The sequence below is a fragment of the Actinoplanes sp. NPDC023936 genome (assembly GCF_040639325.1).
GTDB lineage: Bacteria > Actinomycetota > Actinomycetes > Mycobacteriales > Micromonosporaceae > Actinoplanes.
In genome coordinates, this window is sequence record NZ_JBEZZR010000054.1 from 1 (window position 1) to 20,401 (window position 20,401).

General features: G+C 70.6%; 17 protein-coding genes and 1 pseudogene. 10 read left to right on the plus strand and 8 right to left on the minus strand.

The features are described 5' to 3' along the window. Positions 1 to 434 precede the first annotated feature (434 nt). Together AB0F72_RS38780 and AB0F72_RS38785 are read right to left on the minus strand one after the other, a co-directional pair. The gene (locus tag AB0F72_RS38780; protein ID WP_360443043.1) at positions 435 to 737 is read right to left on the minus strand and encodes a hypothetical protein; all 303 of its coding nucleotides are present in this window, start codon (positions 735 to 737) and stop codon (positions 435 to 437) included. Positions 738 to 765: 28 nt separating this feature from the next. Next, positions 766 to 1,953 (minus strand): hypothetical protein, encoded by a 1,188-nt coding sequence (locus tag AB0F72_RS38785; RefSeq protein ID WP_360443046.1) that lies wholly within the window; start codon positions 1,951 to 1,953, stop codon positions 766 to 768. Between the two features lie 54 nt (positions 1,954 to 2,007). Here AB0F72_RS38785 and AB0F72_RS38790 point away from each other — a divergent pair, with 54 nt between their 5' ends. Both AB0F72_RS38790 and AB0F72_RS38795 read left to right on the plus strand, forming a co-directional pair. Then, positions 2,008 to 3,000: an ADP-ribosylglycohydrolase family protein gene (locus tag AB0F72_RS38790; protein WP_360443049.1), complete on the plus strand. Its 993-nt coding sequence runs from the start codon at positions 2,008 to 2,010 to the stop codon at positions 2,998 to 3,000. Between the two features lie 68 nt (positions 3,001 to 3,068). Next, entirely contained in the window at positions 3,069 to 3,491 is a 423-nt protein-coding gene (locus AB0F72_RS38795) for a DUF3151 domain-containing protein (protein ID WP_360443052.1), read from the plus strand. 4 nt (positions 3,492 to 3,495) lie between these two features. Here AB0F72_RS38795 and AB0F72_RS38800 read toward each other — a convergent pair. From AB0F72_RS38800 to AB0F72_RS38810, 3 genes and pseudogenes are all read right to left on the minus strand, one after another. Next, positions 3,496 to 4,422, minus strand: a pseudogene (locus tag AB0F72_RS38800) (ParA family protein); the annotation flags it as partial. A gap of 314 nt (positions 4,423 to 4,736) precedes the next feature. After that, complete coding sequence (locus AB0F72_RS38805) at positions 4,737 to 5,702, minus strand: diacylglycerol kinase family protein (RefSeq protein WP_360443055.1); 966 nt, start codon at positions 5,700 to 5,702, stop codon at positions 4,737 to 4,739. 20 nt (positions 5,703 to 5,722) lie between these two features. Then, positions 5,723 to 7,012, minus strand: coding sequence for an adenylosuccinate synthase (locus AB0F72_RS38810; protein ID WP_360443058.1), 1,290 nt, complete (start codon positions 7,010 to 7,012; stop codon positions 5,723 to 5,725). Between the two features lie 92 nt (positions 7,013 to 7,104). Between AB0F72_RS38810 and purD the strand changes: the two genes are divergently transcribed. Further along, positions 7,105 to 8,346: a phosphoribosylamine--glycine ligase gene (gene purD / locus AB0F72_RS38815; RefSeq protein ID WP_360443061.1), complete on the plus strand. Its 1,242-nt coding sequence runs from the start codon at positions 7,105 to 7,107 to the stop codon at positions 8,344 to 8,346. A gap of 176 nt (positions 8,347 to 8,522) precedes the next feature. Here purD and AB0F72_RS38820 read toward each other — a convergent pair whose 3' ends face one another. Next, on the minus strand, positions 8,523 to 8,975 hold the full coding sequence (locus tag AB0F72_RS38820; protein WP_360443064.1) for an SCP2 sterol-binding domain-containing protein: 453 nt from the start codon (positions 8,973 to 8,975) through the stop codon (positions 8,523 to 8,525). Positions 8,976 to 9,134: 159 nt separating this feature from the next. Between AB0F72_RS38820 and purB the strand changes: the two genes are divergently transcribed. Beyond that, positions 9,135 to 10,556 carry an adenylosuccinate lyase gene (gene purB / locus AB0F72_RS38825; RefSeq protein WP_360443067.1) on the plus strand — a complete coding sequence of 474 codons (1,422 nt, stop codon included), beginning with the start codon at positions 9,135 to 9,137 and terminating at the stop codon, positions 10,554 to 10,556. 69 nt (positions 10,557 to 10,625) lie between these two features. Here the strand turns inward: purB and AB0F72_RS38830 are convergent, their stop codons facing one another. After that, complete coding sequence (locus AB0F72_RS38830; RefSeq protein WP_360443070.1) at positions 10,626 to 11,303, minus strand: trypsin-like serine protease; 678 nt, start codon at positions 11,301 to 11,303, stop codon at positions 10,626 to 10,628. A gap of 257 nt (positions 11,304 to 11,560) precedes the next feature. Here AB0F72_RS38830 and purS point away from each other — a divergent pair, with 257 nt between their 5' ends. Genes purS through purL form a run of 3 tightly spaced genes read left to right on the plus strand, consistent with a single transcriptional unit; the run spans position 11,561 to position 14,975 of the window. Continuing rightward, positions 11,561 to 11,818: a phosphoribosylformylglycinamidine synthase subunit PurS gene (gene purS / locus AB0F72_RS38835; RefSeq protein ID WP_360443073.1), complete on the plus strand. Its 258-nt coding sequence runs from the start codon at positions 11,561 to 11,563 to the stop codon at positions 11,816 to 11,818. Then, positions 11,815 to 12,528 carry a phosphoribosylformylglycinamidine synthase subunit PurQ gene (gene purQ / locus AB0F72_RS38840; protein WP_360443166.1) on the plus strand — a complete coding sequence of 238 codons (714 nt, stop codon included), beginning with the start codon at positions 11,815 to 11,817 and terminating at the stop codon, positions 12,526 to 12,528. Before purS ends, purQ begins: the two co-directional genes overlap by 4 nt. Beyond that, a complete protein-coding gene (gene purL / locus AB0F72_RS38845; RefSeq protein ID WP_360443076.1) occupies positions 12,525 to 14,975 on the plus strand; it encodes a phosphoribosylformylglycinamidine synthase subunit PurL in 2,451 nt (816 codons plus the stop codon). The genes purQ and purL overlap by 4 nt, the downstream gene beginning before the upstream one ends. A 102-nt stretch (positions 14,976 to 15,077) precedes the next feature. Here the strand turns inward: purL and AB0F72_RS38850 are convergent, their stop codons facing one another. Beyond that, entirely contained in the window at positions 15,078 to 16,868 is a 1,791-nt protein-coding gene (locus tag AB0F72_RS38850; RefSeq protein ID WP_360443079.1) for a carboxypeptidase-like regulatory domain-containing protein, read from the minus strand. A gap of 182 nt (positions 16,869 to 17,050) precedes the next feature. Between AB0F72_RS38850 and AB0F72_RS38855 the strand changes: the two genes are divergently transcribed. The 3 genes from AB0F72_RS38855 to purM all read left to right on the plus strand — a co-directional run bounded on the left by AB0F72_RS38855 (position 17,051) and on the right by purM (position 20,263). Continuing rightward, a complete protein-coding gene (locus tag AB0F72_RS38855) occupies positions 17,051 to 17,383 on the plus strand; it encodes a sterol carrier family protein (RefSeq protein WP_360443082.1) in 333 nt (110 codons plus the stop codon). 116 nt (positions 17,384 to 17,499) lie between these two features. After that, positions 17,500 to 19,080, plus strand: a complete 1,581-nt coding sequence (gene purF, locus AB0F72_RS38860) for an amidophosphoribosyltransferase (RefSeq protein ID WP_360443085.1) — start codon at positions 17,500 to 17,502, stop codon at positions 19,078 to 19,080. Between the two features lie 31 nt (positions 19,081 to 19,111). Then, the gene (purM, locus tag AB0F72_RS38865; protein WP_360443088.1) at positions 19,112 to 20,263 is read left to right on the plus strand and encodes a phosphoribosylformylglycinamidine cyclo-ligase; all 1,152 of its coding nucleotides are present in this window, start codon (positions 19,112 to 19,114) and stop codon (positions 20,261 to 20,263) included. The last annotated feature ends 138 nt before the right edge of the window (positions 20,264 to 20,401 follow it).

Here is a 20,401-nt window from a genome sequence, read left to right on the forward strand (position 1 = left end):
GTCTTGGAGTGACAAACCTCTATACCGAGACCCCGCCGCCTTCGTCTCGCGACACTCTTGACACCCGCCGCGAATCCTTAACTACCCGGCATTGGCCCTAGCCTTGGGCGTGGGCGAGGTTCGACGGAAGCTCAGCGGCAAAGCGGGACGGCCCGGAAACCGGCCTGCGCTACGGCTCGCGTGACTCGGCCGTAGCTGGTGCAGGCAAGACGGCCCGGTTACCTGCGTGCGCTACGGCTCGCGTGACCCGGCCGTAGCTGGTGCAGGCAAGACGGCCTGGATACCTGCGTGCGCTACGGCTCGCGTGACCCGGCCGTAGCTGGTGCAGGCAAGACGGCCCGGTTACCTGCGTGCGCTACGGCTCGCATCCGCCGGCCGTAGCGCACGCATGTGATCAGGCGGGCGAAGTCAACCGGTGGTTGCCACCCACGGTTTCAGTCCCCGCCGCCACCACCGCCGCCTCCACCACCACCGCCACCGTCCCCGCCCCCACCGCCGGAGTCCGAGGAACCCCAGCCGCCGCCGGAATCCGAGCTCCCCGAATCCCACCAGCCCCCCGAGTCCGACGATCCGCTGCTCGAGTGCGACGACCCGCCGCTTCGCGACCGGGTGTGCCGCGCCGGCCCGTAGTCCCGCCCGCGCCGCGCGGCCCGGAAGACCAGGACCGATGCGGTGATCAGGATGCCGACGACGAAGAGCGCCACGAGGGCGATGAAGACGACCACGAAGCTCACCATGTCCGCAGTGTGCGGCATGCCCGCCAGGTCACCGGCGCAACGCCGCGGCGGCCTCGTCCAGCGAGTCGGTGACCACGATCAGACCGGACTGGTCGCCGTGCGGCGAGCGGGCCAGCAACGGCCGCAGCAGGTCCACCACCGGCAGCGCGGACCAGTGCTCGACGCCGAGGAACACGTACGCCCCGGAGGGCCCGTCGGTGGCGTAGAACGTCTTCGTCGCGGCCTGGAAGATCTCCTGAACGGTGCCGGCCCAGCCGGGCGCGAAGACGATGCCGCCGCGGGCCAGGCGCAGGATCGAGTCCTCGCGTACGGCGTTGGAGAAGTACTTGCCGATCTGCCCGGCGAACAGGTTGGCCGGCTCGTGACCGTAGAGCCAGGTGGGCAGGGCCAGCCCGCCGTGCTGGAGGCGGCCGGCCAGATCCAGTTCGGGCAGCGGGTACGTCGCGCGCACCGCCAGCGCCGCCGCCGTGTACGGGTCGTGGTCGAGGAAGTGCGGCGCCGCGGAAAGCGTGTCGATCGCCGCGGCGAGCTCCGATCCGGTACGGGACGCGAAGTACGCACCGAGGTTCGCCGCCTCCATCACGCCCGGCCCGCCACCGGTCACGATCAGCCGTCCGTCGGCGGCCAGCCGGTGCGCCAGCGAGGCCGCCATCCGGTACGCGTCGGACCCGCGCGGCGCCGCGTGCCCGCCCATGATGCCGATCGCGCCCTCGTGGCCGTGCACCGCTGCCCACGCCGCGAGCGCCTTGCCCAGCGCGTTGTCGATGCCGGCGTCGTGCAGCCGCTGCGCGAGCGCCTCCCGGATGTCCGGCACCGCGCCGCCGTGCCGGCCGAAATGGCGGTAGACCTCGGTGTCGTACATCCCGGCGAAGCCGGACTCGGCGAAGCCCGCGGAGAGGTCCTCGGGCGTGTAGAGGACCGCCGGGTGGGTGGGGTAGGGCAGGCCGTCGAGTGGCGGCACCACGTGCGCGCCACGGCGGATCAGGTCGGTCTCGACGTCCGGCCCGGAGAACTCGCAGCCGACGAAGAGCGTGTCGTGCACGTCGACGCCGGACAGGTCGGGTGGGTCGTGGTCCAGCCGCAGGCCGAGGACGACCAGGCCGGCGAGGCTGCGCTTGCGGAGCAGGGCGTCGAGTTCGGCGCGGGACTCGACCTCGGACTCGGTCGCGTCGAACGGTTCGTCGCCACCCAGGACGGGTTGGAGGGGATCGGGCATGTGGTCCATCTTCCGCGATCCCCACCTTGTTGACGGACTACCTAGAGTTGTCCCATGCGTGCTGCGTCGGGATCGCTCTTCGGGCTGGCCTACGGGGATTCACTCGGCAAACCGACCGAGTTCCAGAAGTACGCGGACATCGTGGCGAGGTACGGCCCGGCCGGCCCACGGCAGCTCGACGGCGAGCCGGCCCTGGTCACCGACGACACCCAGATGGCGCTGGCGGTCGGTGAGGCGCTGCTGGAGGTGCGTGGGGCGCTCACCCCGGCGACGTTCGAGCCGGTCCTGCGCCGCCGGTTCCTGGAGTGGGCGGCCAGCCCGGAGAACGACCGTGCCCCCGGCATGACGTGCCTGCGGGCCTGCGCGGCGCTCGCCGACGGGCGGCCGTGGACGAAGGCGACCCAGGCCGACTCGAAAGGGTGCGGCGCGAACATGCGGGTCACCCCGGTCGGTCTGATCCCGGGGCTGACCGGCGAGCAGCGGTCCGGCGCCGCCCAGCTCCAGGCCGCACTCACGCACGGCCACCCGACCGGACTCGCGGCGAGTGAGCTGACCGCGTACGCCTGCTTGTGGTTGAAAGACGGCCTGGCGCCGAATCGCCTGCTCGCCGCCCTGCGGGAGCGCTGCGCCGAGCAGCGTGAGGTCTACCACGGTGACTGGCTCGGCGAGTTGTGGCAGCGACCCACGGTGACCTCGCCGGAGGAGTTCATCGCCCGTGGGTGGGACGAGTGCGCGGCCGCGCTGGACCGGGTGGAGGCGGCGCTCGCGAGCGGCGACCATGACGGCGACCCCTGCCTCGTGACCGGCGCCGGGTGGATCGCCGAGGAGGCGCTGGCCACCGCGCTCTACGTCTACCTGATCTCGCCGGATGATCCGGTCGCGGTCCTCGGCCGCGGTGCGGCCTCGTCCGGCGACTCGGACTCGATCGCCTGCCTGGCGGGCGCGTTCGCCGGCGCTTCGCTCGGCCTGGCTGCCTGGCCGGCCGAGTGGCAGACCCAGATCGAGTACGCGGATCGGCTGTTCCGTCTCGGCAAAGCCTGGGATTGATCAGCGATTCACCGGCGAAACGCCTGTCGTAGCGGAATTAACCCCCGTGAGACGGGTTGAATGAGGTCATGCAGAACCTCCTTCCCGAGCCGCCGGCCACCCTCCTGCCCGCCGACGCGGAGGCCGACAAGGCCCTCGCCGCCGCCGCTGCGGCAGGCACCGCCGAGGCGCACAAGGCGGTCGCCGCCAAGTACCCCGCTTACAGCGCTGCCTGGGCGCCGCTGGCCTCCGAGGCGTTGGCCAAGGGCGACCCGGTGACCGCGTACGCCTTCGCCCGCACCGGTTATCACCGCGGACTGGACGCCCTGCGCCGCAACGGCTGGAAGGGCCACGGCCCGGTGCCGTGGGCGCACGAGGCGAACCAGGGTTTCCTGCGCTGCTTGCACGCGCTCGCGCTGGCCGCCGCCGCGATCGGCGAGGCGGACGAGGCGGCCCGCTGCGCCCAGTTCCTGCGGGACAGCGACCCGGCCGCGGCCGACGCCCTGACCTGACCCCCTACAAACCCTCCGCGACCGCTGCGGCGATCTTGAGCCAGGCGTCCCGGGTGTTCGTGGAGAGCGCGCTGTAGCGCAACGGCTCACCTGAGTCGATCAGCTTCTCGTACGGCGCCAGCAGCACCGAGCGGGTCCGCGCCGCGAAGTGCTGCTGGATCGCCGGAAGGTCGATGTCCTTGCGGGTCGGCGGCATTGTCACCACCGTCACCGCCTGGCGGACCAGGCGCCGCCGGCCGCTCTGCTCCAGATGGTCGAGCATCCGGGCGGCGGTCTCGGCCGAGTCGTTGCGGGCCGACATGGTGATCACCAGCTGATCGGTGGCGTCCATGGCGGCCTGCCAGTTCTCCGCCCGGACGTTGTTCCCGGTGTCCACGAAGATGAGCTTGTAGAACCTGCTCACCACGTCCCGGATCTCGGCGAAGGCCCCGGCGGTCAGCATCTCGCCGGCCGTCGCGGACTCGTCCGAGGCGAGCACGTCGAACATCCCCTCGCCCTGCGAGCGGACGTACTGGGAAAGATCGCCGACCCGGCCCTGCGCACCCTCGAAGAGGTGCAGGTCGCGCATCATGTCGCGGACCGTCCGGGAGTGGAAGTCCTGCTGCGCGCGCATCCCGAGGGTGCCCTGCGTCTCGTTGTTGTCCCAGGCCAGCACGTAACCGCCGCGCTTCTGGCCGAACGTCATCGCGAGCAGCAGCACCGCGACTGTCTTGCCGGCGCCACCCTTCGGATTCACCACGGTGACCTGGCGCAGGCCGCCGAAGTTGCGCCGGACCGTCTCGACGTCCTGTCTGTACTCCAGCTCACGCTTGCCGGGTGGCAGCTTGACCAGGCCGAGCGTGCCTTTCTGGAGCAGCGCCCGTGCGCCCATCGACGCGGTCTGCTGCGCCGGCCGGACGAGCCGGCGACGGGCGAACTCGTCCGCGGTCGGTGTCTCGCCGTCGCCGTCACCCAGCTCGGGGAACGGGTCGTCCACTGGGGACGGTTTGCCGGGCGGCGCGGGTGCCGGCCGCTGCAACGGCTGGGACCACGGTGAGGCCGCTGCTGGGGGCCGCTGAGCGGGCACGCCCGGCCGGTACACCCCGGGCTGCGCCTCCGGCGCTGCGGGATCGGGCTCCCCGGACCAGAACGGTTCGACGTCCCGGGCCTGAGGAGCCTTCTCGGTGAGCTCGTCCTCCACGGATGCGACCTCCCGTACAGACAGTCGGAATCTTCACCGAATGTCCGGTCAGCGTCGCACAGAGATCAGCCCGCGTACACCGCCCAGGCGCCCGGTTCGGTCCACCAGGATCGCTTGCGGCTTGTCGATCCCGCCACCCCGTCGTCGAGAAACTGCAGGTCACCCTCGCGAGGAAGGACCGAGACAGCCCGGCCACGAGCGCGACGAACCTCGATGCGTACGGTCGTGCCCTTGAACCGTTTCTTCACCACGACGGGAACGGCGACCGCGACCTCGACCCGGCCGTCGGTGGGGTCGCCGTCGGCCAGCAGGCGGAAGCCGTCGAACTCGGCGTAACCACCCGCGTTGCCGACCGCGCAGGCCAGCACCGGCTCCTCGCCGTTGGTGAGCAGAGCGTCGTCGACCTCGACCCGGCCACGCCACGGGACGGCGCGGCCGTTGTCGTCGGAGCCGCCGAGCAGGGCGCCGTCCAGCGTGACCGAGCCACCGTCGTTGCGCAGCAGGTCGAGCCGGCGGACCGGGCCGTTCAGAACGGCCGCCGCCACCTCCTCCGGCGTGCGGGGCAGGCCCAGCTGAGCGGCGAGGTCGCCGGTGTTGCCCGGATCGAGCGGGAGGATGGCGAGCGGCGGCAGGTCCGGGACGGTCCGGGCCATCGACAGGTCGGCCGGTCGCTTGCTGGGCGGCGGAGCGTACCTCCGGACCAGCCGGCGCACGACGGCGCGCAACTGGCCGTCAGTGGCGCTCGCCACCACCAGCCTGAGCTTGGTGTCCGGGTCGGGCCAGGTGAGGCCGTCCGGCCGGGCCGGGCCGTCGAAGCGGGCCAGGACCGCGTCGATCTCCTGGTCAGAAGCGGCCATCACCGTCTCGACCCGAGCGCCGGCCTTGCGCAGCGCGTCGGCGCAGGCCAGAACCGGGGTCCGCGGAGCGCAGACGGTCGAGGAGGCGGCCGAACCGCAGCCGCCGCACCCGCCACCGCAGGCGTCCGCCGAGCCGGATCCCTCGACCAGGCTGAGGAGCACCACGTCGTACATGTCAGGCCCCTTCGTACTCGTCAGGACCCGAGGACCGAGTGCCGCTCGATGACCGCCTCGCGGCCGGGGCCGACGCCGACGATCGAGATCCGCGCGCCGATCCGCTGCTCGACGAACTCGACGAAGCCCTGCGCCTCCTTGGGCAGCTCGTCGAAGGTGCGGCAGCCGGAGATGTCCTGCTTCCAGCCGGGCAGCGTCTCAAGGATCGGCTTGGCGTGGTGGAAATCGGTCTGGTTGACGGGCATCTCGTCGTGCCGCACACCGTTGACCTCGTAGGCGACGCAGACCGGGATCTCGTCCAGCCCGTCGTAGTTGTCCAACTTGGTCATCGCGAAGTCCGTCACGCCGTTGATCCGCTGGGCGTACCGGCCGATCACCAGGTCCAGCCAGCCGATCCGGCGCGGGCGGCCGGTGGTCGTCCCGTACTCATGGCCGACCTTGCGCAGGTAGTCGCCGATCTCGTCGTGCAGCTCGGTCGGGAACGGGCCCTCGCCGACGCGGGTGGTGAAGGCCTTGAGCACGGCCACCACCCGGTCGATCCGGGTCGGCGGGATGCCGGAACCGGTGCAGGCGCCGCCGGCCGTCGCGTTCGAGCTGGTCACGAACGGATAGGTGCCGTGGTCGACGTCGAGCAGCGTGGCCTGGCCGGCCTCGCAGAGCACGACCTTGCCGTCGTCGATCGCGTTCGCCAGCTCCAGGGCGGTGTCCGCCACGTAGGGCCGGAGCCGGTCGACGTAGGACAGAAGCTCCTGGACCACGTCCTCGGCCTTGACCGCGCTGCGGTTGTAGATCTTCGACAGCACCTGGTTCTTCAGGGCGAGCGCCGCCTCGACCTTCTGCCGCAGGATCGACTCGTCGAAGAGGTCCTGGACCCGGATGCCGACCCGGTTCATCTTGTCGGCGTAGGTCGGGCCGATGCCCCGGCCGGTGGTGCCGATCCGCCGCGCGCCGAGGAACCGCTCGCTGACCTTGTCGAGCGACCGGTTGTAGGACGCGATGACGTGCGCGTTCGCGCTGATCCGCAGGCGCGACGTGTCGATGCCGCGGGCCTCCAGGACGTCGATCTCCTGGAACAGCACGTTGAGGTCGACGACGACACCGTTGCCGATCACGGGTACGACGCCGGGGGAGAGAATTCCGCTCGGCAGAAGGTGGAGCGCGTACTTCTCGCCGTCGATGACGACGGTGTGGCCCGCGTTGTTGCCACCGTTGAACTTGACCACGTAGTCCAGCCGGTCGCCCAGCAGGTCCGTGGCTTTGCCCTTGCCCTCGTCGCCCCACTGGGCGCCGACCAACACGATCACCGGCACTTTGAGTGATGCCCTTCCTCAAGGTTGTACCTGGAGGAGACCCGGGTACTGCCGAAGTTTACGCGACGGTGACACCGGTAGGATGGGCCGTCGTGCGCGTACTTCTGATCGGCTCCGGTGGGCGCGAGCACGCGCTTGCCGTCGGGCTTGCCGCCGACCCGTCCGTCGACTTCCTGGCCGCCGCGCCGGGCAACCCGGGCATCGCCGGGGTTGCCGAGCTGCACGAGGTGAATGCCACCGACCCCGCCGCCGTCGCCGCGCTCGCCGTCGAGCTGAGCGCCGACCTGGTCGTGGTCGGTCCCGAGGCCCCGCTGGTGGCGGGTGTCGCCGACGCGGTCCGGGCCAAGGGGATCGCCGTGTTCGGCCCGTCCGGCGCCGCCGCGCAGCTGGAGGGGTCGAAGACGTTCGCCAAGGACGTGATGGCCGCCGCGGGTGTGCCGACCGCCCGCTCCTTCACCTGCTCCTCGCCTGAGCAGGCGCGGGCCGCTCTCGAGGAGCTGGGCGCGCCCTACGTGGTGAAGAACGACGGCCTGGCCGCCGGCAAGGGCGTCGTGGTCACCGACTCCTTCGACGCGGCGCTGAAGCACGCGGAGGAGTGCGGCAAGGTCGTCATCGAGGAGTACCTGTCCGGCCCTGAGGTCTCCCTCTTCGTGGTCACCGACGGCACCGCCGTCGCGCCGCTGATGCCGGCACAGGACTTCAAGCGCCTCAGGGACGGCGACGAGGGCCCCAACACCGGTGGCATGGGTGCGTACGCGCCGCTGGACTGGGCGCCGGCCGACCTGGTCGAGCGGGTCGTCCGGGAGACCGTCGAGCCGACGCTGGCCGAGATGCGCCGCCGGGGCACGCCGTTCTCGGGCCTGCTCTACGTCGGGCTCGCGCTCACCCCGGCCGGGCCGAAGGTGATCGAGTTCAACGCCCGCTTCGGTGACCCGGAGACGCAGGTGGTGCTGGCGCTGCTGGACACGCCGCTCGCCGGCCTGCTCACCGCGGCGGCCACCGGCCGGCTGGCCGAGCACCCGCCGCTGGCCTGGAAGCCGGGCGCGGCGATCACGGTCGTGCTGGCCAGCCACAACTATCCGGGCACGCCGCGTACCGGCGACGTGATCGAGGGCGCCGAGGCGCCCGGAGTGATCCACGCCGGCACCGCCCGGCGCCCCGACGGGGCGCTGGTCTCGGCCGGCGGCCGGGTGCTCAGCGTGACGGCCGCGGGCGCGGACCTGCGTGCGGCACGCGAGGCGGCATACGCCCTGGTCGATCGGGTAGGCATGGAGGGCGCCCAGTACCGGACCGACATCGCCCTGAAGGCGGTCGAGGGCCAGATCACCCTGTGACAGCGCCGCGGCTCCCGGCCCAACCCTGAGCGTGTCGATTTCGGGTGCGGTGCGCACCTCAAGTCCACACGCGCGAAGTGCCGCACGCCCAGCACGCGACTTCGTAGGGGTTGGGTCTGCCGGGTCCGGCGGGGTGGGGTTCGGCCGGGTGCGCGACGGAACCCCACTCGCGTACGTCAGCTCTTGGGGAGGTCGAAGAGCTTGGCGATGCTGGCGGCCAGCGACAGGTCGCCCTTTGCCTTGATCTTGCCGGTCATGAACAGCATCATCGGGTTGCCGTCGCCGGAGACGGTCTTCAGGAACGTGACCGCGTCCATGGTCATGGCCAGCTTCGGCTCGCGCACCGGCTGGTTGGTGACGGTGCAGGCGCCGTTCTCGATCACGGTCTCGTAGGTGTCGCTCGCGCCGTCCGGGCCGCCGGTGATGATCCAGTGGATGACGGCCGAGGTGTTGCCGGCCTTGTCGGCGCGGAACAGCGTGGGCATCCGGTTGAAGACCTCGTCGAGGATCTTCGAGCGCGTGTCGGAGGCCATCACTTCAGCGATCTTGGCGTCCGGAGTGGACTTGACGAGCTGGGAGAACTCCTTGGGGCCGATCGACGAGAGCGACTCGGGGCTGAAATCAGTCATCAGTGGACCTTTCGGAATGATCGTCTACCTACTCGCCAGTAACCTTAGCGAGGTTGCTCGGCCTTGTGCAGTGTGCCACTCAAGAAGCGGCGGGCCGCCCCGGCCGGGTGCGGCGCAGGCAGGGATAACCGCCCGGGCGGCCGTGAAAGAATCGGCGGCGTGACCATCCCGAACGTGCTTGCCGCCCGCTACGCCTCCGCCGACCTCGTCGCGCTCTGGTCCCCGGAGGAGAAGATCCGGATGGAGCGGCGGCTCTGGCTCGCCGTCCTGAAGGCCCAGCGCGACCTGGGCGTCTCGGTGCCCGAGGGCGCCGTCGAGGCGTACGAGGCGGTGCTGGACCGGGTCGACCTTGCTTCCATCGCCGAGCGCGAGCGGGTCACCCGGCACGACGTGAAGGCCCGCATCGAGGAGTTCAGCGAGCTGGCCGGCTTCGAGCAGATTCACAAGGGGATGACCTCCCGTGACCTGACCGAGAACGTCGAGCAGCTGCAGATCCGGGCCTCGCTCGAGCTGATCCGCGACCGGGTGGTCGCGACGCTGGCCCGGCTCGCCGCCCTCGCGGTGGAGCACTCCGACCTGGTGATGACCGGCCGGTCGCACAACGTGGCGGCGCAGGCCACCACGCTCGGCAAGCGGTTCGCCTCGGCGGCGGAGGAACTGCTGATCGCGTACGAGCGGCTGGACGACCTGATCGGCCGGTACCCGCTGCGGGGCATCAAGGGCCCGGTCGGCACCGCTGCCGACCAGCTCGACCTGCTCGACGGCGCGGCGGAGAAACTCGCCGAGCTGGAGTCGCGGGTCGCCGGGCACCTCGGCTTCGCCCGGGTGCTCTCCAGCGTCGGCCAGGTCTACCCGCGCTCGCTCGACTTCGACGTGGTCTCGGCGCTCGCGCAGATCGTCGCCGGCCCGTCCTCGCTGGCCACCACGATCCGGCTGATGGTCGGCCAGGAGCTGGTGACCGAGGGCTTCAAGCCCGGCCAGGTCGGCTCCTCGGCGATGCCGCACAAGATGAACACCCGATCGTCGGAGCGGGTCAACGGGCTCGCGGTGATCGTCCGCGGTTACCTGTCGATGGTCGGCGAGCTCGCCGGCGACCAGTGGAACGAGGGCGACGTCTCCTGCTCGGTGGTGCGCCGGGTCGCGCTGCCGGACGCGTTCTTCGCCGCCGACGGGCTGTTCCAGACGTTCCTCACGGTGCTTGACGAGTTCGGGGCGTACCCCGCGGTGATCGGCCGTGAGCTGGACCGGTTCCTGCCGTTCCTGGCCACCACGAAGATCCTGGTGGCGGCGGTGCGCAAGGGCGTCGGCCGGGAGGTCGCGCACGAGGTGATCAAGGAGCACGCGGTCGCTGTGGCGCTGGCCATGCGGGAGAAGGGCGTGGCGGTCAACGACCTCTTCGACCGGCTCGCCGACGACGGCCGGCTGCAGCTCTCGCGCGCCGAGATCGACACCCTGGTGGCGGACCGGGCGGCCTTTGTCGGCGCCGCGCCGGCGCAGGTGCAGGCGGTCGCGGCCCGGATCGCGGAGATCGTCGCGGCGAACCCGTCGGCGGCCGGTTACGCCCCCGCGCCCATCCTCTGACGCGGATGGCGCCCGGCTGCTGCCGGGCGCCATCCCAGGCGCCGTGTACACGGCTGCCTCTCGCGAAGATCAGACGCCGGCGACAGACGTGATCCACGCGCGGTTGTAGGCCACCGACCCGTAGTACTGGCGGCTCGTGCCGTCAGCTGTCGACGCCACGCCGACCTGGGCCCCGTTGTAGACCTGGGGACCCCCGGAGTCGCCGCGCCAGGCGTTTCCGTTGATCCGGGTGCTGCCGATCGCCCGTCCGCCGTACGCGTCAGTCTGGTTCGTCGAAGTGACCCGGACCGTGGCGGTCTTCAGGACGGTGGAGGCGGAACAGCCCGAGTAGCAGGTCATGCCCCATCCGTAGATCGAGTTGGTGGAGCCGACCGGCGGGTACGCGCTGGAGAGCGGCATGTACGTGGTGCTGACCGACTGGCTCAGCCGCATCAGCGCGAGGTCGTAGCGGGTCGAGGTGGCCGCGACGGTACGGGTGACCCCGCCGCTCGTCCGATTCACGCTCCCGACCCGGACCGACATCGTGCCGCTGATGCAGTGCCGCGCGGTGAGCACGTAGTTCGCCGAGATGATCGTCCCGGAGCAGGTGAAGTTGCCGTTGCTGAGCACGGCAGCGGCCCACGGCGCGGAGGAGACGGTGCCCCCGCCGATGATGTACGGGGTGATGTCGTCGTCCGCGTGTGCGGCCGCCGGCGTGACTAGCGCGGCGGCGAGGCCCGTAACGGCGGCCAGGAGTCGAATGCGCACGTCGAGATTCCTTTCTGGGGATCGGGTCGACGGGGCGCGCGCGGTGGTGAATCGAATTCGATGGATGCACGGTAAGGCACCGTCAGGCTCCGCCCTACCATTCAATCGACACCTATCACAGTGTGATGACCCGCGGATCAGTGGGAGATTCCCTGCTCAATGACCGTTACGTCGGTTGTTCGGGACCGGCCCGTGGGTCGCGGGACGACTTGACCAGGTAGGCTTCGCGTGCTTACACCTATCAGTCAGGAGTGCCCGTGGCTCGCGTCGTGGTCGACGTCATGCTCAAGCCGGAGATCCTGGACCCGCAGGGTCAAGCAGTGGCAAACGCACTGCCCCGGCTCGGCGTCACCGATGTCTCCTCCGTCCGTATCGGCCGCCGAATCGAGATTGATTTCGCCGGCGAGCCCGACCTCGATCGGGCTCGTGAAATCGCCGACAAGCTGCTCGCCAACCCGGTGATCGAGGACTTCGAGATCCGTGTGGTCGAGAGCGCGGCGGCGGAGGTCGTCTGACCATGCGGATCGGTGTGGTGACCTTCCCTGGCTCGCTGGACGACGGGGACGCCGCCCGCGCCGCCCGGATCGCCGGCGCTGAGGCCGTGCGGCTCTGGCACGGCGACCCGGACCTGCACGGCGTCGACGCCGTGGTCCTGCCCGGCGGCTTCTCGTACGGCGACTATCTGCGCTGCGGCGCCATCGCGCGATTCGCTCCGGTCATGGAGTCGATCATCGACGCGGCCCGCGGCGGACTGCCCGTTCTGGGCATCTGCAACGGTTTCCAGGTCCTGTGCGAGGCGCACCTGCTGCCCGGCGCGCTGACCCGGAACCAGCACCTGCACTTCCGCAACCGGGACCAGTGGCTGAAGGTCGAGGCGACGAACACCGCCTGGACCAACCGGTTCACGCCCGGCCAGGAGATTCTCATCCCGGTGAAGAACGGCGAGGGTTGCTTCGTCGCCGACCAGCGCACGCTGGACTCGCTGGAGGCCGAGGGCCGGGTGATCGCGCGCTACGTGCGCGGCAACCCGAACGGCTCCCAGCGCGACATCGCCGGGATCACCAACGAGGCCGGCAACGTCGTCGGCATCATGCCGCACCCGGAACACGCCGTGGAGGCGCTGACCGGCCCGTCGCTCGACGGCCTCGGCTTCTTCACCTCCGTCCTGCAGGCCCTGGCGGGGGCGTCCGCGGACGGTCAGCTCGCAGGGGGACAACAGCGATGACCACGCAGCCGGAGACTGTCTCCAGCGACGCGGCACCGACCAAGCAGAGTGGCTTCGCCGCTACAGACGTGCTGGTCAACGAGTTCTCGGACGGTCCGGACACGGTCGAGAAGGCGCAGGCCTCGCCCGACGAGTTGCAGCCGCACGCCGAGCTCGGCCTCAAGGACGACGAGTACGAGCGGATCCGTCAGATCCTCGGACGGCGGCCCACCGCGTCCGAGCTCGCGATGTACTCGATCATGTGGAGCGAGCACTGCTCCTACAAGTCGAGCAAGGTGCACCTGCGCCAGTTCGGCGAGAAGACGCCGGCCAACACCCGGATGCTCGCCGGCATCGGTGAGAACGCCGGTGTGGTGCAGATCTCCGACAAGCTCGCGGTGACCTTCAAGGTCGAGTCGCACAACCACCCCAGCTACGTGGAGCCCTACCAGGGCGCCGCGACGGGCGTCGGCGGCATCGTCCGGGACATCCTGGCGATGGGCGCCCGGCCGATCGCGGTCATGGACCCGCTGCGGTTCGGCGCGGCCGACCACCCGGACACCGCCCGGGTGCTGCCCGGCGTGGTGGCCGGCATCGGCGGGTACGGCAACTGTCTCGGCCTGCCGAACATCGGTGGCGAGATCGTCTTCGACCCGTCCTACCAGGGCAACCCGCTGGTCAACGCGCTCAGCATCGGCGTGCTGCCGGTCGAGCGCCTGCAGAAGAAGGAAGCCACCGGCACCGGCAACATCGTCGTGCTGCTCGGCGCGCGGACCGGCCGGGACGGCATCGGCGGTGTCTCCGTGCTGGCCTCGGCGACCTTCGACGAGGAAGCCGAGCAGCGCCGCCCGTCGGTGCAGGTCGGCGACCCGTTCATGGAGAAGCTCCTGATCGAGAGCTGCCTCGAGCTGTACGACGCCGGCCTGGTCAGCGGCATCCAGGACCTCGGTGGCGCGGGCCTCACCTGCGCGCTCACCGAGACCGCCGCGGCGGCCGGCACCGGCATGCGGGTCTGGCTGGAGCGGGTCCCGCTGCGCGAGGCCTCGATGTCCCCGACCGAGATCCTGGCCAGCGAGTCGCAGGAGCGCATGCTCCTGATCGTCACGCCGGAGAACCTCGACAAGGTGCTCGCCATCGCCGAGAAGTGGGGCGTCTGGGCCACCGCGATCGGCGAGGTCACCCCGGCCGGCGCGGACGGCACGCCGGGCCGCCTGGTGATCAGCTGGAACGACCACGTGGTGGTCGACGTGCCGCCGGGCTCGCTCGCCGACGACGGGCCGGTCTACGCCCGCCCGCTGCGCGAGCCGGGCGACCTGATCCTGCTCCAGGCCGACCGCGCGGAGACCCTGCCGCGCCCGTCGACCGGTGACGAGCTGCGCGAGACCGTGCTGCGGATGGTCGCCTCGCCGAACCTGTGCGACAAGACCTGGGTCACCGAGCAGTACGACCGCTACGTCCTCGGCAACACCGTCCTGGCGCAGCCGGAGGACTCCGGCGTGCTCCGGATCGACGAGGAGACCGGTCTCGGTGTGGCGCTCTCCGTCGACGGCAACGGCCGGTTCGCCCGGCTCGACCCGTACGAGGGTGCTCGTCTCGCCCTCGCCGAGGCGTACCGGAACGTCGCCGTCACCGGCGCCGAGCCGGTCGCCGTGACCGACTGCCTGAACTTCGGTTCGCCCGAGGACCCGGCCGTGATGTGGCAGTTCGCCGAGGCCGTCCGTGGCCTCGCCGACGGTTGCCTGCAGATGGGCACACCGGTCACCGGCGGCAACGTCAGCTTCTACAACCAGACCGGCGCCGCGGCGATCCACCCGACCCCGGTGGTCGGCGTGCTCGGCGTCTTCGACGATGTGTCCCGGCGCATCCCGATGGGCTTCGCGTCGCCCGCCAAGGCCGGCGGCGACCTGGTCTACCTGCTCGGTGAGACCCGCAACGAGCTCTCCGGCTCGGAGTGGGCGTGGGTGACCCACGGGCACCTCGGTGGCAAGCCGCCGAAGGTCGACCTCGCGGCCGAGCAGGCGCTCGGCGCGCTGATGGCCCGCGCCTCGAAGGCCGGGCTGGTCAGCTCCGCGCACGACCTCTCCGACGGCGGCCTGGCTCAGGCGCTGGTGGAGAGCTGCCTGCGCTACGACGTCGGCGTGAAGGTGAGCTTCCCGCAGGACGGTGTGTCGCCGTTCGTCCAGCTGTTCAGCGAGTCGGCCGGCCGGGCCGTGGTCGCCGTTCCGCGTGGGCACGACAAGGCGTTCCACGCCCTGGCCGCCGAGTTCGGCGTGCCGGTGACCGCGCTCGGTGTGACCACCGAGGAGCAGTCGCTGCAGGTGCAGGACCAGTTCACGATCGGCCTCGGCGAGCTGCGCGAGGCGTGGTCGGGAACGCTGAAGAAGCTCTTCGGCGGCCCGGCGGAGGCGACTCCGGCCGGGGGCGAGGTCCGCTCGGTCACGCTGGAGCTGACCGACCCGAACGGCTGATCGATCGTTGCCGGGGGCCGCGAGCCCCCGGCAACATCAGAACGCGACATCAAGAAAGGCCCTGTGCGAGTGATCGCACAGGGCCTTTCTCAGTACTGCGGGTCAGCCGTTCCAGTCGCGGTTCTGCGGCGGACGCTGCTGGCCGTAACCGTTGTAGCCGTCCGGGTCGTCGTCGTACGCCGGGGGCTGCTGGTCGTATCCACCACCCGGCTGGGCGCCGTAACCGCCCTGAGGCGGCTGCTGGTTGCCGTAGCCACCCTGCGGCTGGTCGTACCCGCCCTGCTGAACCCCGTAGCCACCACCGGGCTGGTCGTAGCCGCCGTAACCGGTGCCCTGGTCGTACCCGCCCGGCTGGGCGGGGTAGCCACCGGCCGGCTGGTCGTAGCCGCCGTATCCGGCCTGCTGGTCGTAGCCGCCGTAACCGCCGCCCTGCTCGGGCTGGTAGAGGCTGGTGTGCTCGTCGTAGCGCTGGGGCTGCTGCGGCTGCTGCGGCTGCTCCGGCTGGTACAGGCTGGTGTGCTCGTCGTACCGCTGCTGCGGTGCGGCCTGGCCGCCGGCGCCGTAAGCGCCGGGCTGCTGCCCGTACTGCTGCTGCTGACCGCCGTACGCCCCGCCGCCGTAACCGCCGCCCTGCTGCTCGGCGGCACCCCACTGGCTGGTGCCCGCGTATCCGCCCTGCGGCGGGATCGGAGCGCCGTACGGGTCCGGGAACTCGTCCTCGACCACCGGCCGATGCACCATCGTCGGGGCGTCGCCGATACCGCCGCCGCCCATCGGGGCGACCATCGTGGCGTCCCCGGGGCGACCGGCTCCGACCGGAGCGGCCACCCGGGTCGCGTCGAACGGGCTGCCGCCCGGCGGGCCACCGGCTGCGCCGGCGCCGCTGAGCGGGCCGTCCGGGTCGTCGGCGCCGGCGGCGTTCTTACGCCGCATGATCACCAGGACGATCGCGCCGATACCGGCGGCCACGAGCAGCACGCCCATGACGATGAGCAGCCAGTTGATGCCACCGTCGGACTCGTCGGAGACCGGGGCCGCGGCGACCGGCGCCTCGGTCTCGGCGGTCTCCTCGTCGGTCGGGTCCTCGGCGACCTCCTCGGTCGGCACGGCGCTCGCCGAGACGCTTGCCGACGGGCTCGGCGACGGGCTCTCGGCGGCCAGCTTCTTCAGCGTGATCGGCACGTTGACCGACCCGCCGGCCTTGCCCCGGACCGTGACAGTGGTGGAGGCGTAGCCGTCCTTCAGCGCGCCGACGGTGATGCTGCCGGGCTCGATCGGCTTGTCGTCCGAGGAGATGAACGAGTAGCTGCCGCTGCTGTTGGTCGTGGTGCCGTACGAGTGGCCGGCCGCGTCCTGCATGGCCACGTCGACTCCGGCGATCTTGTCGCCGTCGCCGTCCTTGATCTTGCCGGAGACCCGGGTGACGAGCTGCGGCTTGTCGGCGCCCTTGACCGTGACGGTCTGGCTCGCCGAGTTGGACACGCCGTTGATCGTGGCGGTGACCTGGACGGTGACGTCCTTGCTCTCGCCGGCGGCCACCGACGGGGCGGTCAGGTTCGCGGTGAAGCTGGCCGGCTCACTGCCGATCTGCTTGACCGAGCTGCAGTCACCGCTGCAGCTCATCCCGCTGACCTTGATGGTGGCGCTGCCGGCCTGCTGCTGGCCGCCACCCTCTTCTTCGCCTTCTTCGCCGCCACCACCGGACCCGGGGTTACTGATGGTGTACTGCATGGTTACAGTACTTCCCGTGGCCACCTCGGTTGACGAGAGGTTCGTGATCTGCACGTCCGGTGGTTCTGCCAGGGCAGCCGTCTGCACGCCGGCAACGAGGCCGACGACCAGGGCCAGGAACGCACCGGCCTGGGTCGTCCTGGCGCGTAGGTGCGTTGTCACATCCACCACCTTCCGGGTCGCGCGGTCCCCGGTTTCGGCGACCGGCAGATCCCGCGACTTGAACACCGTCGGCCACTATGCCTTGTCGCACGTCACTTTCGCGACCCAGGGCGGTGTGCCGTTGTCTACAAACCGAGTCGTATCGTCCCGACGTGTCCCCTGCGCACTCTAAATCCGAGTCGGTGAACCAGGCCCTGGACGCGCTGGACCAGGGCCTCGAACCTGATCGTCCGGTCTTGCGTGATGCTGTCCGAGCACTGCTGGCCGAGTTGTCCCAACGAGCTCCTGGCCGTTCGGTCGAGGTGCGAATTCCACCTTTCGGCGCGATTCAGTGCGTCGCCGGTCCCCGGCACACCCGCGGCACACCGCCCAATGTGGTCGAAACGGATCCGTTGACCTGGCTGCTCCTGGCTACCGGACGCCTGGAGTGGGCGGAAGCGGCGCGTGACGGTCGTCTCCGGGCGAGCGGAATCCGCACCGATCTCTCCGAGTTCCTGCCCCTCGGCGGGGAATGAGCAAGGGGTCGCTGTCCTTTACCTCGCGTACACTGGTCCGTCGGAGCGGACCAGCTAGTTCGAGCAGATCAGCGCTTCGAGCGTTTCAAGCAGATCCGACACGAGGGAGCAAGCAGGTGCCCCGAGGCGACGGCCTACTGACCGACGATCTCGACCCCCAGGAGCGCGGCCCCCAGGATGCCTGTGGCGTCTTCGGCGTCTGGGCTCCCGAGGAAGAGGTCGCGAAACTCACGTACTTCGGGCTCTACGCCCTGCAGCACCGAGGTCAGGAAGCTGCCGGCATCGCGGTGAGCGATGGCTCCGGCGTGGTGGTCTACAAGGACATCGGCCTGGTCTCCCAGGTCTTCGACGAGCCGACCCTGGCGAGCCTGCGCGGCCACCTGGCGATCGGCCACGCGCGCTACTCGACGACCGGCGGCTCCAACTGGGAGAACGCGCAGCCCACCATCCGGGCAACGCCGGCCGGCACGACGATCGCGCTCGCGCACAACGGCAACCTGGTGAACACGGCGGAGCTCGCCAAGGAGGTGGCCGACCGCGGTCTCGAGGTCGGCGACTCGACCTCCGACACCGCGCTCGTCACCACGCTGCTCGCCGGCCGGCCCGACCTCTCGGTCGAGGCCGCCGCGCTGGAGCTGCTGCCGACCCTGCGGGGCGCCTTCAGCTTCGTCTTCATGGACGAGCACACCCTCTACGCCGCCCGTGACCCGCAGGGTGTCCGCCCGCTGGTCCTGGGCCGGATGGAGCGCGGCTGGGTGGTCGCCAGCGAGACCGCGGCGCTGGACATCACCGGCGCGAGCTTCGTCCGCGAGGTCGAGCCCGGCGAGATCATCGCGATCGACGAGCACGGTCTGCGTTCCAGCCGGTTCGCCGCGCCGGAGCCCAAGGGCTGCCTCTTCGAGTACGTGTACCTCGCCCGCCCGGACACCACGATCGCCGGTCGCAACATTTACTCGGCCCGCGTCGAGGTCGGCCGCAAGCTGGCACAGGAGCACCCGGTCGAGGCCGACCTGGTGATCGGCGTCCCGGAGTCCGGCATCCCGGCCGCGATCGGGTACGCGGAGGCCTCCGGCATCCCGTACAGCGCCGGCTTCATGAAGAACGCGTACGTCGGCCGCACCTTCATCCAGCCGTCCCAGACGATCCGCCAGCTCGGCATCCGGCTCAAGCTGAACCCGTTGCGCGAGGTCGTCCGGGGCAAGCGGATCGTGGTGATCGACGACTCGATCGTGCGCGGCAACACCCAGCGCGCCCAGATCCGGATGCTGCGTGAGGCCGGCGCCCTGGAGATCCACGTCCGGATCTCCTCGCCGCCGGTGAAATGGCCGTGCTTTTACGGCATCGACTTCGCGACCCGCGCCGAGCTGATCGCGAACGGGCTGGAGATCGACGGCATCCGCCGCTCGATCGGTGCGGACAGCCTGGGCTACGTCTCGCTGGACGGCCTGGTCCAGGCGACTGAGCAGCCGAAGACACGGCTCTGCATGGCCTGCTTCGACGGGCAGTACCCGATCGAGCTCCCGGCCGGGGACCTGATCGGCAAGCACGTGCTGGAGGGCGTCGGCAAGCGTGCGAGCATGCCCAACGCCACACCGGACCAGGCGACTGCGGCAGTGGCCGACCTCGAGTCGGACTATGAAGGCCCGAGCCAGCTGCTCACCAGTCCAGGCGGCGCGAACGCGCTGCACCACCCGTGATTCGATACACAGAACCGCTAAGGGGAGAACCGTGACGCACGTGTCCGAGCGCAACAGTGCCGGATCGAACGGCGCCGAAGGCGCGGACCGCCAGCCGTGGACGGCCGGTGCGGGCCGCGGGCCGCGCAAGCGCTCGGCGACGTACGCGGATGCGGGTGTCTCGATCCACGCGGGTGACCGTGCGGTCGAGCTGCTCAAGTCGAAGGTGAAGAAGACCACCCGGCCCGAGGTGATGGGTGACCTCGGCGGCTTCTCCGGCCTGTTCAAGCTGAACACGGCGAAGTACAAGAGCCCGGTCCTGGCCTCCTCGACCGACGGCGTCGGCACCAAGCTGGTGATCGCGCAGCAGCTCGACATCCACGACACGATCGGCATCGACCTGGTCGCCATGGTCGTCGACGACCTGGTGGCCTGCGGCGCCGAGCCGCTGTTCCTGCTCGACTACATCGCCTGCGGCGAGGTCGTGCCGGACAAGGTCGCCGAGATCGGCGCCGGCATCGCGGACGGCTGCCGGTACGCGGGTTGTGCCCTGCTCGGTGGCGAGACCGCCGAGCACCCGGGCGTGCTTCGCCCGGACGAGTACGACGTCTCCGCGACGGGCGTCGGCGTGGTCGAGGAGAGCGAGATCCTCGGCAAGGAGCGGGTCGAGATCGGCGACGCTGTGATCGCGATGCGCTCCTCGGGTCTGCACTCCAACGGTTACTCCCTGGTCCGGCACGTGCTGCTCGGCGCCGGCCGGATGCGCCTGGACACCGTGGTCGACGACTTCGGCACCCAGCGCACCCTCGGCGAGGAGCTCCTCACGCCGACCAAGATCTACGCGAAGGACTGCCTCGGCCTGATCGAGGAGACCGACGTCCGGGCGTTCTCGCACGTCACCGGCGGCGGCATCCCCGGCAACCTGAACCGGGTCCTGCCGAGCAACCTGGACGCGGTGGTCGACCGGTCGACCTGGCGCCCGCAGCCGATCTTCGACCTGATCCAGGCGAAGGGCCGCATCGAGGACTCCGAGATGGAGGCCACGTTCAACATGGGCGTCGGCATGTTCGCCGTCGTCTCGTCGGACGACGCGGACCGTGCGATGGCTTACCTGACCGGCCGTGGCGTCGAGGCCTGGCAGGTCGGCGAGGTCATCGAGGGCTCCGGCGAGGTGCAGATGCTCGGCTCCTACACCCGCGGCTGATCGCAAACAGGACAAAGACCGCAACGGGACAATTACCGCAACGGGACAAAACGTGAAATGATCCGCGTGTGTCGATGTCCGGCACATGCGGATCTTTCGTATTGGTAGACCGCGAGGCCTAGTGTGCGTGACATGACC